The sequence below is a fragment of the Mesorhizobium sp. L2C084A000 genome (genome assembly GCF_000502875.1).
Lineage (GTDB): Bacteria > Pseudomonadota > Alphaproteobacteria > Rhizobiales > Rhizobiaceae > Mesorhizobium.
The window spans coordinates 435,353-450,110 of record NZ_AYWX01000003.1 but is presented as its reverse complement, the minus strand read 5'-3'; the positions used below and the strand labels follow the sequence as shown (position 1 = coordinate 450,110).

Genomic DNA, 14,758 nt, shown 5'->3' with positions numbered 1-14,758 from the left:
GCACCGGCACCGCAGCCGGACCTGCGCACGCCTCAGGCGCCCTTGGGCGGCCCTGCATTGCGAGGCACGCTCGACCTTGAGCGTCCTGGCGAGGCGGCACCGCGTCCGCGCGGCGATGCCAGCGCCCGCACGCCTCAGGGCGGATGGGTGCGCGATCTGCTTACCGCGGCATCGAACGATGAGGACCTCAGGTCGGCAGGCCCTACGGCCCCCGTGGAAGCGCAGCGCGCTACCCCTGCCCAGCGCTCGCCCCTGCATGTCGTGGAATCGCTGAACTCGCTCTCCGTCGATATCGCACGTGCCATCGACCACGATGCTTCGATCGAGCTGTGGAACCGCTACCGACGCGGCGAGCGTGACGTGTTCACGCGGCGGCTCTACACGCTGAAGGGACAGCAGACGTTCGACGAGATTCGTCGCAAGTATCAGGCCGAGGCCGAGTTCCGCGCCGCCGTCGACCGCTACTGCGACGATTTCGAGAAGCTGCTCAAGGATGTCTCGCGCAACGACCGTGACAACATCATGGCGCAGACCTACCTGACGTCGGACACCGGCAAGGTCTACACCATGCTGGCCCATGCGAGCGGCCGCCTGCATTGAGACAGGAATTGAACAGGCGGGGCCATGGTCCCGCCCGTGACTGCGCTGAACCTCCGGCACGCGCCGAACCTGCCCGCAGCACGTTTGCAAGCCGATCGACGCGTTCGGGACTTGCCCAAGTCGGATTTCCGACGCACTGAAGTCCACCGACAATACCCGCTGCCTGACGCTCGAAGGGTGTGATCGTGAAGACGGCAATCATATTCGACTGCGAGTTTCTTTGCCTGGAGGGCTCGCAACGCCGATTCTGGTGCGCGGCACACGACCCCGACCCGGTGATCGCGCAGATCGGTGCGGTCAGGCTTGGACTTGAAGGCGACTTCCCCCTGCTCGGCACACACAAAGCCTATATCAGACCGGTCGACCGGTTTGGTCAGAGATACGCCCTCGATCCGTTCTTCACCAAACTGACCGGCATCACCGAGGAAGATCTGGAGACCGAAGGCGTGGCGCTAGGAGATGCGCTCGCCGACGTCGATCGTTTTTCCGGAGGGTCGCGATTCTGGTCCTGGGGCAAGGACGAATTGAACATGATCGCCATCAGTTGCTATGTCGCGGGCATTCAGCCTCCGGTCCCGGCCACCCGGTTTGACAATGCCGTCAAGCTGCTGATCGCGGCCGGAATGCCGATCGAGGATCTGGCGAGAACGCCGAGCAACAAGCTCGCCGATTACTACGGCGTCGAACACCCGCCATTGCAGGGGCACGACGCGCTCGATGACGCGCTGTCCGTCACCTATACCCTGCAGCACCTGATGAAGACCGGAAAGCTCCGCCCGAAAATCTTCGACCGCTTGTAGGTAGAGAAGCCTGGAGGGATGAAGCTTTGTGGGATTCCGGCGCCCCCGCGCTCAGATCACCGAATCCGTCCAGCTCACGATCTGCCCGGCGGCGTCGCCGAACGCCTTGTCGAGCGCGCTGACATAGGCAGGATTGCCGCTGCCCGAGACGGGTGCGGCTGCGGTGAAGCTCTTGGAGGCACGGACCTCGCCGTTGCGATCGTTCAGGATGCGCACGAACAGGTCGACCTCGGCATGCTCGCCGCCTTCGACGCGCACCTCGAAGGACCGGATTTCGACGATCACCTGATAGTCGATCGCCAGGCCCTCGCCCGGCTTGCCGACGCCGGCAAAGCTGCCCGAGCGCTGGAACGTCTCGGCCAGCCGCGCCTGCACGATCAGCGGCAGCCGGTCGGCCCATTGCGCGCCCTTGAGATACTGGATCGAGCGATCCGACGGCTTGATGACGATGTTCTGGCTGTCCAGCGCCTTGAGCGCCGACGGCTGCGCGATCAGGATCTGCCGGCGGCTGTGGCCATGCGCGTCGACCGAAGGCGCCGACAACTCGAACGTATCGAGCGGCGCGGGCTTGCCGCCCAACGCCGCGCAGCCGGCCAACGTCAAGGCAAGCAGTGCCGCAGCCGAAGTCAACCCGCCCGTTTTCACCCACACAGACTTCACGCGCGATCCCCGTTGTCCCCGGATCGTAAGATCGACCCGTTTTCGCGGCTCATGTTTCTGGGGCGCGCCGTCGCCGAAGTCAACGCCGCGCCCTGCCATCGAATTGCCGAACCTCGCCGTCGCCACCCGAAAGGATGCGCTGCGGATTGCGGCTGAGATCGGTCACCGCCTCTTCGATGCGGCTGATCGAACGGCGGCTGTCCTGCACCAAAGCCTCGACATTCGAAAGCCCCTGTCCCGAGAAGCGCGCCAGATTGTCGGTGATGACGCCAAGGCGGGCATTCAGCGTGTCGGCAACCTGCTTGAACGACTTCAGCGTCGCCCGGGCATCCGCCATCACGCCGTCGGCCTGGCCCGACCCGAGCAAGGTATCGACCTTGGCAAGAATGCCATCGACGCGCACCGAGGCATCGTTGAGCCGTTGCGCGAGCTGCTTTGCATCCTTGATCGTCTGGTCGATGTCGTCGGCCCGGTTGGCGAACTTGTGGGTCACCTCAGCGATGTCGGCGGCGGCCTTGTCGGCGCTCTCACTGGCCTTTTGAATGTTGGCGAGCGCCGAGCGCACTTGTGCGGGATCGATACCGTCGAGCACGTTGTCGACCTTGGCCAGCGTGCCTTGCGTCCGTTTGGTAAAATCGTTGACCGACCCCACGGCCGTATCGACGTTCTTGATCACGCCGTCGAGCTGCTTCGACGTCTCCTTGAGGTTACCGGTTACCGCGTCGACATTGGCGACGATGCTCTTGATCTTGTCCTTGTCGACGGCGTTGAGAAGGCCTTCGGCTGCTTTCAGCGTGCCGTCGAGTTTGCCGGAAACGCCTTTAAGCTCATCCGCCAGCGTGCTGGCGGCGGACAGGAACTTGTCGATGCCATCCGAATTCTTGGCCAGCGCATCGGAGAAGGTCTGGACATTCTGGACGGTCTGCGTCAGCGGCCCGCGAACGTCCCTGGTGAAGCCTTCGAGCTCGGTCAGCACCTTGTCGGCGCGGGTGAAGATATTCTGCGCCGTCTGCAAGAGGTTGGTCACCGCCGACGGGTTGGCGACGATCTCGGCGACCTTGCCTTCCTTTTCCGCTTGGTCGAGGAGTTTCACTTCCTTGGGGTCGGCGCCCTTGAGCTCGATGTTGGCCTGCCCGGTCAGGCCGGCAAGCCCGATATCGGCTTGCGTCGATTTGGTGATCGGCGTCATGCGGTCGATCTCGGTATCGGCGATGGCAACCGTCGGATTGTCGACGTCGATATAGACGCGCTTGACGTCGCCGACCTTGACGCCGTTGAACAGCACGAAACTGCCGCGGCCAAGCCCGGATGCCGAGCCCGGAATGCGCACGCGCAGCAACGTCGTCTCGCCCCTGTCGCCGATGGCCGCCGTCCAGTAGACGAAGGCAAACGCCGCCAGGATCGCGGCCAGCGTGAAGATGCCGACAATGACGTAGTTGGCTCTGGTTTCCATTGTCCCACTTATGGCTATGCGCGCGCCGCAAGATCAAGTTGCCGGGCGCGTTTTCCGCGGAAATAGGACTTTACCCACGGTTCCTCGCTCTTCAGCATGTCGTCTATGGTGCCTTCGACCAGCACTTTCTTCTTGCCGAGCACGGCCACCCGGTCGCAAGCGGTGAACAGCGTGTCGAGATCGTGCGTCACCATGTAGACGGTCAGATCCATAGTATCGCGCAGCTTGACCACCAGTTCGTCGAACTCCGCCGCGCTGATCGGATCGAGGCCCGATGTCGGCTCGTCGAGGAAGACGATGTCGGGATCGAGCGCGAGCGCCCGGGCCAGCGCGGCGCGCTTGATCATGCCGCCGGACAGTTCGGACGGGAATTTCTGCGCTGCATCGGGCGGCAGCCCGACCAGCTCGATCTTGAGCATCGCCAGTTCGTCCATCAGCTTTCGCGGCAGGTCGAGATATTCGCGCATCGGCACCTGGACGTTTTCCAGCACTGTCAGCGCCGAGAACAGCGCGCCGTGCTGGAACAGCACGCCAAGCCGCATGTCGATGCGCAGACGCTCGGCATCATCAGCTTTCTCGATATCGACGCCGAACAGCTTGATCGTACCCGACTGCTTGCGCGTCAGGCCGAGAATGGTGCGCAGCAGAACGGATTTACCGGCACCCGAGGCGCCGACAAATCCAAGGATTTCGCCGCGCCTTATGTCGAGCGACAGTCTGTCGAGGATAAGCTTGTCGGCGAAGGACACGCTGATGTCGTGCGCGGATAGCACGATGTCGCCCTCACCCGCGTCATCAGCCAATGCGCCTGCCCTTTTCCTGTTTCGCAGCTTCATCTCAGAACTCGATCGCTGCGTAGAACATGGCGAAAAGTCCGTCGAGGATGATGACGACGAAGATCGACTTCACAACCGAAGCGGTAACATGCTGGCCGAGCGATTCGGCGCTGCCGCCGACCTTCATGCCTTCGACCGAGGCAATCGTGCCGATGATCATGGCCATGAACGGCGCCTTGATCAGGCCGGCAAAGATGGTGCTGAGATCGATGGCGACGCGCAGCCGGTCGATGAAGGCGGCGGGCGGGATGTCGGAATAGAGCCAGGCAGCCAGTATGCCGCCGCCGAGTGCGGCGAAATTGGCGATGATGGTCAGGCACGGCAAGGCGATGACCAGCGCCACGAGCCGCGGAAAGACCAGGACGCCGATCGGGTTGAGCCCGATGACTTTCAGCGCGTCGACCTCCTCGCGCATCTTCATCGAGCCGATCTCGGCGGTGATCGCGCTGCCGGAGCGGCCGGCGATCATGATTGCCGTCATCAGCACGCCGAGTTCGCGCAGGATCAGCACACCGACCAGGTCGACGACGAAGATATCGGCGCCGAAATAGCTGAGCTGATAGGCGCCTTGCTGGGCAACGATGGCGCCGACGATCGCCGACATCAGCACCACCACCGGAATGGCGCCGACGCCCATGCGGTCGATCTGGTTGAAAATCGCCGCCGGGTTGACGGCATGGCCACGGCCGAGCTTCATCTGCGCGCCACGGATGGTGGCGCCGAGGATGTTCATCGAGGCGAGAAAATCGTCGCGCATCTCGTAGACCCGGCGGCCAACCGCCTCCAGCGCGCGAATAACGATGTTGGGCGGTCGCGCCGGGCCGGATTCGGGTTCGCGCCGCACGGCCTCGCCGACAGCTTCGAGCAGGATCGAAGCGATCTCGCTCTGGCCTTGCATCTGGATCTCGACGCCCTTCTTCTCGAAGGCGCTGACCAGCCGGTCGATCAGCCAGGCGCCGGCGGTGTCCATCTTCTCGATCTTGGAAACATCGAGCGCCAAGGTTTTGAAGCCGCTTCGCTTTTCGATCTTGCGCATGTCGGCGTCGATGAGCGCGACGGTCCTTGTGGTCCAGATTCCGGAGAAAGCGCAGCCAAGAACGCCATCCTCCTCGCCGATCGCCACGCGCGGTTCGTGGTCAGCCTCCCCTGCGGTCGTGCCGCTTGCGTCGCGCTTGCCGATGGTCAACATGGCGTCCTGTTTAGCCTGACGGGTCTGACCTGTCGATTTGCCGACAACGGTTGTCGCATAGCAGGAGCAGAAAAATATGGCGCGTGTCATTTCGGTCGAGGCCGAGCGTTTTCCCATCGCCGGAACCTTCACCATTTCGCGCGGTTCCAAGACCGAAGCCGAGGTGATCTCCTGCACGATCGGCGACGGCGGCCACTTCGGCCGCGGCGAATGTGTCCCCTACAAGCGCTATGGCGAGACCATGGAGGGCGTGCGCGACGCGATCGAGGCCATGCGCGGCCGAATCGCCGCTGGCATCAGCCGGACAGCCTTGCTCGATGCTATGCCGGCCGGAGCCGCCCGCAACGCCATAGACTGCGCCCTGTGGGATCTGGAGGCAAAGCTCAGCGGAACCTCGGTAGCAGTCGCGATAGGTGCTCTTCCCTTGCAGGCGCTCGAAACCGCCTACACGCTGTCGCTGGGCGAGCCGGAGGCGATGGCGGCGCAGGCCCGCGCCAATGCCGCGCGGCCGCTGCTCAAGGTCAAGATCGGTGGCGACAACGACATTGCCCGCATCCGCGCGGTCAGGCAGGCAGCGCCAGACAGCCGCATCATCCTCGACGCCAATGAGGGCTGGAGCGACGACAACATCGTTGCGAACCTCGCCTTTGCCGCCGAACAAGGCATCGCGCTGATCGAACAGCCGCTGCCGGCCGGTCGTGACGAGATCCTGCGCCATATCGCCCATCCCGTGCCGATCTGCGCCGATGAAAGCGTGCATGAGGCTGAGAATCTCGAAGCGCTTGTCGGTCTCTACGATGCCGTCAACATCAAGCTCGACAAGTCGGGAGGCCTGACTGCGGCACTGGTGCTGCGCGATCGCGCCCGCGAACTCGGTTTCGGCGTGATGGTCGGCTGCATGGTCGGCACGTCACTGGCGATGGCGCCAGCGGTGCTGCTTGCCCAGCATGCCGATTTCGTCGACCTCGACGGTCCGCTGCTGCTTGCCCGCGACCGGGTACCGGGCCTTATCTACCAGGGATCGCTGGTGTCACCGCCCGATGTGGCGCTGTGGGGCTGAGCGCGCAGCAAGCCCGATGAGCACCAGCCCGATCAAGGCGATCGGGATCATGGCAAAGAAGCCGTCCACGCCGAGACGGTCGTAGAGCGGGCCGGACGCCAGCGTCACCACCGCCATGAAGAAGCCGTTGGAGAAATAGGCAATGCCTTGCGCGGCACCTGTCCGCTCCTCGGAGACGGTTTCGCCGATCATCTTCTGCAGGCCGATCAGCCCAAGCGCCACCGAGACCGAGTGCAGCGACTGGACACCGAAGAAACCGGGAATGCCGAGGCCGAGCGGCCAGACCAGCGGAAAGGCGATCCAGCGCACGATGGAGCCGATCCCCGCCATCACCATGATCGACACGACGGAGAACCGGTCAAAAAAGCGGGTGAACATCATGAACATGCAGACTTCCGACACCACACCCCAAGCCCATAAGAGACCGACAACCGAATCACTGATGCCGATCGATTTCCAATAGATGGAGACGAAACCGTAGAGGAATGCGTGGCTGGCGGTGATGACGCCGACGCCGACGGAAAAATACAGGAAATACGGGTTGAGAAGCTTCGGCGCCGAATGCTGGATGTCGGCGGCCGACAGCGGTGAGGCGCGCCGCGGACGGCCTAGACGCGGCGCCAGCAGGCCGGCGGCAAGGGCCGCGGCAAACGCCGCCAGAATGACAACCGGAACGGCCTGCGAACCGGTTGCCGACAGAATGAAGCCGCCGGCGACATTGGCGCAGAGATAGGAGATCGAGCCCCATTTGCGCATGCTTGTGTAGTTCGAACCGAAGCGGCGGACACCCGAAAGCGCCAGCGAATCGGCGATCGGCGAATGCGGCGTCCAGACAATGGTCAGCGCCAATGAGACCGCCAGCACCATCGCATAGGTCGGCGGCAGGAAATAGCCTGCCGACAAGAGCAGTGATGCAGCCATCAGCGCGACATAGACATCGGCGCGGTCCCTGGCACGGTCGGCCAGCGCGGTCAGTAACGGCGTCGTCACCACGCGCAGGAACATCGGCGCCGCCAGAATGACGGCGATCTGCTCGGCGTGAAAACCCTTGGCCTGCAGCCACAGTGGAAAATAAGGCAAATGCGTTCCGAGCGGCACGTACAGCGTCGCGAAGATCAGGCTCATGCGCAGTTCGAAATGGCGCGGCTTGACGAGTTGTTCGGACGAGAGCTGCGGCAGGGCCATGAATCGATCCAATCGCGCTGTATTCGACCGGACGGCAACGCGTGTCGATCCCTTAACATGGACGAAAATCGGACGAAACCGGTTGGACTAATTGATTGATTCCGAAGCCCGAAAAGACTTCGGACTATGCCGCCTGCCCTACCCGATCTTCGATGAGCAACGGGATAAAGGGCTCGTCCGGCGCTTCGGGCAGCACCTGCGCCCAGGTCAGAATTTCCATGCGGCCGTCAAAATGCTCGACCACGGCCGTACAACTTTCCACCCAGTCGCCGGTGTTGATGTACTGGACATCGCCAAAATTCTCGATGACGGCATGATGGATGTGGCCGCAGATGACGCCGTCGACATGCGAGCGGCGCGCCTCGTCCGCAAGCATGGTCTGGAACGAGCCGATGAAGTTCACCGCCTTCTTGACGTTGTGCTTGGCCCAGGACGAAAACGACCAATACGGCAGGCCGAGCAGTTGCCGCAGCCGCGTCACCACGCGATTGACCAGCATGGCCGCGTCATAGGCATGGTCGCCGAGATAGGCGAGCCAGCGCGCATTGTGGACGACGGTGTCGAACTGGTCGCCATGGATGACGAGCAGGCGCTTGCCGTCGGCGGTCTCGTGGATGGCGCTGTCGGCGACGACGATGCCGCCGAAATGCACGCCCTGGAACTGGCGGGCGAACTCGTCATGGTTGCCAGCGATGTAGGTGATGTTGGCGCCCTTGCGCGCCTTGCGCAGCAGTTTCTGCACGACGTCATTGTGGCTTTGCGGCCAATGCCAGCTCCGTCGCAGCCGCCAGCCGTCGACGATGTCGCCCACCAGATAGATGATATCGGCATCGTGATATCGAAGGAAATCGATCAGGAACTCGGCCTTGGCCGCCTTCGAGCCCAGATGGACGTCGGAAATGAACATGCTGCGGAAAGTGCGGGGCTCTTGGCCGGACATCGCGATTTCACCGTTGCTTTCGCGAGCCTATGCCCCGATTCATGCAACAACCGTATGACGGTTGCGATTGGTCCAGCCGAAGGACTAGCCTGCCGGCCAAATCACAGGAGAAATCGTCATGGATCTTGGTATCCGCGGAAAGAAGGCCATCGTCTGCGCTTCGAGCAAGGGACTTGGGCTCGGTTGCGCCATGGCGCTGGCCGAGGCCGGCTGCGATGTCGTGGTCAACGGGCGCAACGCCGAACTGGTGGCGAAAACCGCCGCTGAGTTGCGCGAGCGCTATGGCGTCACGGTGACGGAAGTCGTTGGCGACGTTTCGAAGCCGGAGGTGCAGAAGGCGCTGCTCGCAGCTTGCCCCGAGCCGGACATCCTCGTCAACAACAATGGCGGCCCGCCGCTTCGCGATTTCCGTACGCTTGATCGCGAAAAGATCCTCGAAGGCGTTACCCAGAACATGGTGACGCCGATCGAGCTGGTCCAGGCTGTCCTCGACGGCATGGCGGCGCGCGGCTTCGGCCGCATCGTCAACATCACCTCGCTGTCGGTCTATGTGCCCATTCCCGGCCTTGATCTCTCGTCCGGCGCGCGCGCCGGCCTGACCTCGTTTCTTGCCGGCGTGGCCAGAACGGTGATCGACCGCAACGTGACCATCAACAGTCTTTTGCCGGGCAAGCTCGACACCGACCGGCTGCGCGGCCCGCATGAAGCCGGCAGTGTCGAAAGCCCTGAGGCCGCAGCCGCGCGCAAGACCCGCATCAGCGCCGACGTTCCGGCCAAGCGGCTCGGTACGCCGGAGGAATTCGGCCAGATCTGCGCCTTCCTGTGCTCGGTCCATGCCGGCTATCTGACCGGGCAGAACATACCGGTCGATGGTGGTCTCTACGTCAGCGCATTCTGATCAACTTGTCCGTGAAACTGCAGGAATCGTCTGTCAGAAAATCAAGATAAGCATCTGATTAATTGTGGCTTTCGACGCGCCGCCGGGTAAAGCTCTCGGCGCGTCAATTAGCGTCGCGAAAAACCACGGCTGCATGCTAAAAGGGAATCTCCAGCCAGAATTCGAGGGAGCGGCCGCATGGAAGGCGAGAGCAAAAAGACGGCACGTTCGGACCTCGACGAAGCCGCCCTCTACTTCCACAAGCACCCAAGGCCGGGAAAACTCGAGATACAGGCGACCAAGCCGCTCGGCAATCAGCGCGACCTCGCGCTCGCCTATTCGCCTGGCGTCGCCGCCCCTTGCCTGGAAATCCGCGACGACCCGGCGACCGCCGCCGATTATACCGCGCGCGCCAATCTGGTCGGCGTCGTCACCAACGGATCGGCCGTTCTCGGCCTCGGCAATATCGGCCCGCTGGCCTCCAAACCGGTCATGGAAGGCAAGGCCGTCCTGTTCAAGAAGTTCGCCGGCATCGATGTCTTCGACATAGAGATCGACGCGCCCGGTATTGAGCGCATGGTCGAGACGATCTCGGCGCTGGAGCCGACCTTCGGCGGCATCAACCTCGAGGACATCAAGGCACCGGAATGCTTCGAGGTCGAGGAACAGCTGAAGGCGCGCATGAAGATACCGGTGTTTCACGACGACCAGCACGGCACCGCCATCATCGTCGCCGCCGCCGTGCTCAACGGGCTGGAATTCGCCGGAAAAACCATATCTGAAATCAAGATCGTCACCTCCGGCGCCGGGGCTGCCGCCCTTGCTTGTCTCAACCTGCTGGTCTCGCTCGGCGCCAAGGTCGAAAACATCTGGGTCACCGACCGTTTCGGCGTTGCCTACAAAGGGCGGACCGACGAGATGGACCGCTGGAAAGACCCTTATGTGAAGGACACCGAGGCGCGCACGCTGGCCGACGTCATATCGGGCGCCGATGTCTTCCTCGGCTTGTCGGCGGCAGGCGTGCTGAAGCCGGAACTGCTCCAGCACATGGCACCGAAGCCGCTGATCCTGGCGCTGGCCAACCCCAATCCGGAGATCATGCCGGAGGCGGCACGCGCCGCCCGCCCCGATGCGATGATCTGCACAGGCCGTTCCGATTTTCCCAATCAGGTCAACAACGTACTTTGTTTTCCTTACATTTTTCGCGGCGCGCTCGACTGTGGTGCCAGCGCTATCAACGAGGAGATGAAGATGGCGGCGGTCCGCGCCATCGCAGCCCTTGCCCGCGAGGAACCTTCGGACGTCGCTGCCCGCGCCTATTCCGGCGAGACGCCGATCTTCGGCCCTGAATTCCTGATTCCTTCGCCGTTCGATCCGCGCCTGATCCTGCGCATAGCGCCCGCGGTCGCCAAGGCAGCCTGCGACACCGGCGTCGCGACAAGGCCGATCACCGACTTCGCCGCCTATATCGACAAGCTGAACCGCTTCGTCTTCCGCTCCGGCCTGGTGATGAAGCCGGTGTTCTCCTCCGCCAAGGCATCGAGCGCCAAGCGCGTCATCTATGCCGACGGCGAGGATGAGCGCGTGTTGCGCGCCGCCCAGGTGGTGCTCGAGGAAGGCATCGCCGAGCCGATCCTGATCGGCCGCCCGCACGTCATCGAGGTGCGCCTGAAGCGCTACGGCTTGCGCATCAAGCCCGGTGTCGATTTCGGCCTGATCAACCCGGAAGACGATCCGCGCTACCGCCATTATGTCGACCTTTTGATCGAACTCGCCGGCCGGCGTGGCGTGACGACGGAGGCCGCGCGCACCATGGTGCGCACCGACAACACGGTAATCGCAGCGATTGCGCTGAAGCGCGGCGATGCCGATGCCATGGTCTGCGGCCTCGAAGGCCGCTTCGAGCGGCATCTGCGCAACGTCACCTTGATCATCGGCCCCCGCGCCGGCATCAAGGACCACGACCTGTCGACGCTTTCCATGCTGATCTCGCAGCGCGGCATCATCTTCCTGACCGACACCCACGTCTCCGTCGACCCGACGGCGGAAGAAATCGCCGAAATGACCGTGCTGGCGGCGGAAGAAATCCAGCGCTTCGGCATCGAGCCTAAGGCAGCGCTCTTGTCGCATTCCGATTTCGGCTCGCGCGATTCGCCCAGTGCCCTGAAGATGCGGCAAGCAGCGGCGATCCTGGCGCGCATCGCGCCTGACCTTGAATGCGATGGCGAGATGCATGCGGACACTGCTCTGTCGGAGCACCTGCGCCAGCGCGTGTATCCCCATTCGAGGCTGAAGGGCGAAGCCAATTTGCTGGTGTTCCCCAACCTCGATTCGGCCAACATCACGCTGACGGCGCTCAGAACCATGACGGATGCGCTACACGTCGGGCCGATCCTGCTCGGCACCGACATGCCGGCGCATATATTAACGCCGTCCGTCACCTCGCGCGGCGTCGTCAACATGACGGCGCTTGCCGTGGTCGAAGCCGCCCACAAGGCACAGGCGGTCGTCAATCTGGGCTGAACACGGATTTCGCGGTAAACTGCAGTTAACCGCGAACACGGTAGCCTTGCGGGGCTAACAGTCGGGATTTGGCAGGCGGAGTTTGGGCGGATGGCAAGCGGAGGGTGGAAGCAGGCGCATGCTGCCGTGCTGCTTGGCCTCCTGTTGTCTGCAACCTGGGGGGTGGCCGAGCCACAGGCTGCTTCGCGGGTCTGCCGCCAGCTGGAAGCCGATCTTGCCGCGTCCTCGCGCGGCGGCGGTGGCGGTCCGGCGCTGATCCGGAAATACGATTCCGCAATTGCCAGGCAGCATGAACAGATTTCGAAGGCTCGCAGCCAGGCGAGCCGGGCCGGGTGCGGTTTTTCGCTGTTTGGTCGCAACCTCAATCAATGCGCCGGACTCAACGCCACGATCGACCGCATGAATGCCAATCTCGACGCCTTGCAGAACAAGCGCGAGCGGCTGGCCGGCGGCGGCTCTCGCCGCGACCGCGGACGCATCCTGGCGGCGCTTGACGCCAATGGCTGCCGCGACGACATCGTAGCGCCTCGGCGGACGCCTTTGCAGGAAGCCAACCGCGACGGCGGCAGCGCAAACCTGTTCAATCAGCTTTTTGGCGGCAACAGCCAGCAACTCGATATGCTTGATGAGCCTAGCCCGCCCGACGATCCAGGCGAGGAGCGCAATGTCCGCCGGGTGCTCAACCAGCCCGGCATACCCGATTTTCCGAGCGTCGGCGGTGAGTTCCACACCTCCTGTGTGCGCACCTGCGACGGTTACTTCTTCCCGATGTCGAACTCAGCCTCGGCTGGCGATTTCGAACGTGACCAGAAGAATTGCGAATCGAGCTGCCCCGGCACCGAAATGCAGGTTTTCTACTCGCGCGGCATGGGCGACGATTCGGCCTCGATGACGTCATCTATCACCGGCCGGCCCTACAGTGAATTGCCGACCGCCTATCTCTACAAGCAGCCCGATATGTCGCGGCCGCCGGCTTGCGGCTGCAACGCCGCCGCGCAGGGTTTTCAGATCATCGCCGGCAACCCGCCGAATCCGGAACAGTTGCAACCCGAGACGGACTCCGCACCGTTCATTCCGGTGCCGATCTCCAAACCGGATCCAGGTGCCGATCCCGAAACGCTGGCCAATCAGGAAGGCGGGCTCGACCGCGAGACGATCAAGCGGGTTTCCGCCAAGCCGGTGACGTCGCCGATATCAGCCTTGCCGCCGGAACAGCGGAAGGTCAGGGTCGTCGGGCCAACGTTCCTTCCCGACCCATCAGCGGCAATAGATCTGCAAGCTCCGGCCCCGAAGGCAGTCCGGTAAGGGCTGTTCTGAGCGGCATGAACAACGCCTTGCCCTTGCGGCCGGTCGCTTCCCTGATCTTGCCCGTCCAGTCCTTCCAGATCGTCGCGGTCCAGGGTTCCTCCGGCAACAGGTCGAACGCCTGTCGAAGAAAGTCGCGGTCCTCATCGGAAAATTCCGGCGTCTCCTGAGGCCCTTCGCGCAGGATGCGCCACCAATTGACCGCATCGGCCAGCCTGTCGAGATTGCCGCGCACCGCCAGCCAGAACGGTTCGGCCTGCTCGCCGGAGACGCCGAGCACGATCAGACGGTCTTGTGCCTCGGCGAACGGCATGTGGTGCAGCAGCGACCGGTTGAGTACGAACAGCTCGTCCGGATCGAACTTGGCCGCGGATTTCGATGTCGCCGCCGGATCGAAGCGTTCGGCGAGTTCGCCCATCGTCGGCATCGCTGCGACATTCTCCGAAGTGCCTACCAGAACGGCCAATGATGCGACGGCCATCGGCTCGATGCCGTCCTCGCGCAGGCTCTCGATGGAGAGCGCGCCGGTGCGCTTAGACAAGCCCTCGCCCGATGCGGTGGTCAGGAGATTATGGTGGCCGAACACTGGCGGCTCGGCATCCAGAGCCTGGAACAGGGCGATCTGCACGCCGGTGTTGGTGACATGATCGTCGCCGCGGATGACATGGCTGACGCCCATCTCAATGTCGTCGACCACGGAAGGCAGCGTATAGAGATAGGTGCCGTCCTCGCGCACCAGGACCGGGTCGGAAAGCGAGGCCAGATCGACGGTTTCCTCACCGCGTACCAGGTCGTTCCAGTGGATTTCGGTGCGTTCCGGCTGTTGTGGATCGCCTGAGAAATTGGGGAGGAGAAACCGCCAGTGCGGCCGGCGGCCATCGGCCTGGTACTCGTCGATCTGCTCTTGCGTCAGTGTCAGCGCCTCGCGGCCATAGACCGGCGGCAGGCCGCGCGTGCGGCGCACCTTGCGCCTGAGATCGAGTTCCTCCGGCGTTTCGTAGCAGGCATAGAGAACGCCTGCCGTCTTCAGCCTCTCGACCGCCGCGTCATAGACTTCGAAGCGCCGCGACTGGTACTCGGTGGCGTCGGGAAAAATGCCCAGCCAATGCAGGTCATAGAGGATGGCGTCGGAAAACTCCTGCTTCGAGCGCGCAATGTCGGTGTCGTCGAAGCGCTGGATGAATCGGCCCTTGTTGTTCATGGCGAACAGCCAGTTGAACAGGGCCGTGCGCGCATTGCCGATATGAATGCGGCCGGTCGGCGACGGGGCGAAACGAACGGTAACTGTCATGAACGGGGCGTACCGGATGCTTTTGTGGTTGACAAGACG

13 protein-coding genes are annotated in these 14,758 nt (G+C 63.2%); 6 read left to right on the top strand and 7 right to left on the bottom strand.

What is annotated here, in order from left to right:
* Together X735_RS0134030 and X735_RS154930 are read left to right on the top strand one after the other, a co-directional pair.
* On the top strand, positions 1-600 hold a 600-nt coding region (locus X735_RS0134030; protein ID WP_155930572.1), incomplete at its 5' end, for a hypothetical protein.
* A gap of 185 nt (positions 601-785) precedes the next feature.
* The gene (locus X735_RS154930; RefSeq protein ID WP_023810581.1) at positions 786-1,400 is read left to right on the top strand and encodes a 3'-5' exonuclease; all 615 of its coding nucleotides are present in this window, start codon (positions 786-788) and stop codon (positions 1,398-1,400) included.
* A 51-nt stretch (positions 1,401-1,451) separates the two neighbouring features.
* Here the strand turns inward: X735_RS154930 and X735_RS154935 are convergent, their stop codons facing one another.
* From X735_RS154935 to X735_RS154950, 4 genes are read right to left on the bottom strand one after another with little or no spacing between them, the layout of a single operon-like run.
* Complete coding sequence (locus X735_RS154935; protein WP_032909020.1) at positions 1,452-2,159, bottom strand: ABC-type transport auxiliary lipoprotein family protein; 708 nt, start codon at positions 2,157-2,159, stop codon at positions 1,452-1,454.
* Positions 2,140-3,513 (bottom strand): MlaD family protein, encoded by a 1,374-nt coding sequence (locus X735_RS154940; protein ID WP_023810579.1) that lies wholly within the window; start codon positions 3,511-3,513, stop codon positions 2,140-2,142. Before X735_RS154940 ends, X735_RS154935 begins: the two co-directional genes overlap by 20 nt.
* Before the next feature lie 14 nt (positions 3,514-3,527).
* Positions 3,528-4,349 (bottom strand): ABC transporter ATP-binding protein, encoded by an 822-nt coding sequence (locus tag X735_RS154945; protein ID WP_013531884.1) that lies wholly within the window; start codon positions 4,347-4,349, stop codon positions 3,528-3,530.
* 1 nt (position 4,350) lies between these two features.
* Complete coding sequence (locus X735_RS154950) at positions 4,351-5,538, bottom strand: ABC transporter permease (RefSeq protein WP_023810578.1); 1,188 nt, start codon at positions 5,536-5,538, stop codon at positions 4,351-4,353.
* 76 nt (positions 5,539-5,614) lie between these two features.
* Here X735_RS154950 and dgcA point away from each other — a divergent pair, with 76 nt between their 5' ends.
* Positions 5,615-6,598, top strand: coding sequence for an N-acetyl-D-Glu racemase DgcA (dgcA, locus tag X735_RS154955; protein ID WP_023810577.1), 984 nt, complete (start codon positions 5,615-5,617; stop codon positions 6,596-6,598).
* Here the strand turns inward: dgcA and X735_RS154960 are convergent.
* Both X735_RS154960 and X735_RS154965 read right to left on the bottom strand, forming a co-directional pair.
* Positions 6,569-7,783, bottom strand: a complete 1,215-nt coding sequence (locus tag X735_RS154960) for an MFS transporter (RefSeq protein ID WP_023810576.1) — start codon at positions 7,781-7,783, stop codon at positions 6,569-6,571. The two genes, dgcA and X735_RS154960, sit on opposite strands and share 30 nt — an antisense overlap.
* 124 nt (positions 7,784-7,907) lie before the next feature.
* On the bottom strand, positions 7,908-8,723 hold the full coding sequence (locus tag X735_RS154965) for a UDP-2,3-diacylglucosamine diphosphatase (RefSeq protein ID WP_023810575.1): 816 nt from the start codon (positions 8,721-8,723) through the stop codon (positions 7,908-7,910).
* A 118-nt stretch (positions 8,724-8,841) separates the two neighbouring features.
* On the opposite strand from X735_RS154965, the gene X735_RS154970 reads away from it, so the two are divergent.
* The 3 genes from X735_RS154970 to X735_RS154980 all read left to right on the top strand — a co-directional run bounded on the left by X735_RS154970 (position 8,842) and on the right by X735_RS154980 (position 13,428).
* A complete protein-coding gene (locus X735_RS154970) occupies positions 8,842-9,621 on the top strand; it encodes an SDR family oxidoreductase (RefSeq protein ID WP_023810574.1) in 780 nt (259 codons plus the stop codon).
* Positions 9,622-9,798: 177 nt separating this feature from the next.
* Positions 9,799-12,123 carry an NADP-dependent malic enzyme gene (locus X735_RS154975; protein ID WP_023810572.1) on the top strand — a complete coding sequence of 775 codons (2,325 nt, stop codon included), beginning with the start codon at positions 9,799-9,801 and terminating at the stop codon, positions 12,121-12,123.
* Between the two features lie 90 nt (positions 12,124-12,213).
* Positions 12,214-13,428, top strand: a complete 1,215-nt coding sequence (locus tag X735_RS154980; protein ID WP_023810571.1) for a DUF2865 domain-containing protein — start codon at positions 12,214-12,216, stop codon at positions 13,426-13,428.
* Here the strand turns inward: X735_RS154980 and gltX are convergent.
* Complete coding sequence (gene gltX, locus X735_RS154985; protein ID WP_023810570.1) at positions 13,346-14,719, bottom strand: glutamate--tRNA ligase; 1,374 nt, start codon at positions 14,717-14,719, stop codon at positions 13,346-13,348. The two genes, X735_RS154980 and gltX, sit on opposite strands and share 83 nt — an antisense overlap.
* Between the last annotated feature and the right edge of the window lie 39 nt (positions 14,720-14,758).

Coding starts and splice junctions, on each gene's coding strand:
- X735_RS154935 (WP_032909020.1), bottom strand. CDS start 2,159: ATGGCAGGGCGCGGCGTTGACTTCGGCGACGGCGCGCCCCAGAAACAT.
- X735_RS154940 (WP_023810579.1), bottom strand. CDS start 3,513: ATGGAAACCAGAGCCAACTACGTCATTGTCGGCATCTTCACGCTGGCC.
- X735_RS154945 (WP_013531884.1), bottom strand. CDS start 4,349: ATGAAGCTGCGAAACAGGAAAAGGGCAGGCGCATTGGCTGATGACGCG.
- X735_RS154950 (WP_023810578.1), bottom strand. CDS start 5,538: ATGTTGACCATCGGCAAGCGCGACGCAAGCGGCACGACCGCAGGGGAG.
- dgcA (WP_023810577.1), top strand. CDS start 5,615: ATGGCGCGTGTCATTTCGGTCGAGGCCGAGCGTTTTCCCATCGCCGGA.
- X735_RS154960 (WP_023810576.1), bottom strand. CDS start 7,783: ATGGCCCTGCCGCAGCTCTCGTCCGAACAACTCGTCAAGCCGCGCCAT.
- X735_RS154965 (WP_023810575.1), bottom strand. CDS start 8,723: ATGTCCGGCCAAGAGCCCCGCACTTTCCGCAGCATGTTCATTTCCGAC.
- X735_RS154970 (WP_023810574.1), top strand. CDS start 8,842: ATGGATCTTGGTATCCGCGGAAAGAAGGCCATCGTCTGCGCTTCGAGC.
- X735_RS154975 (WP_023810572.1), top strand. CDS start 9,799: ATGGAAGGCGAGAGCAAAAAGACGGCACGTTCGGACCTCGACGAAGCC.
- X735_RS154980 (WP_023810571.1), top strand. CDS start 12,214: ATGGCAAGCGGAGGGTGGAAGCAGGCGCATGCTGCCGTGCTGCTTGGC.
- gltX (WP_023810570.1), bottom strand. CDS start 14,719: ATGACAGTTACCGTTCGTTTCGCCCCGTCGCCGACCGGCCGCATTCAT.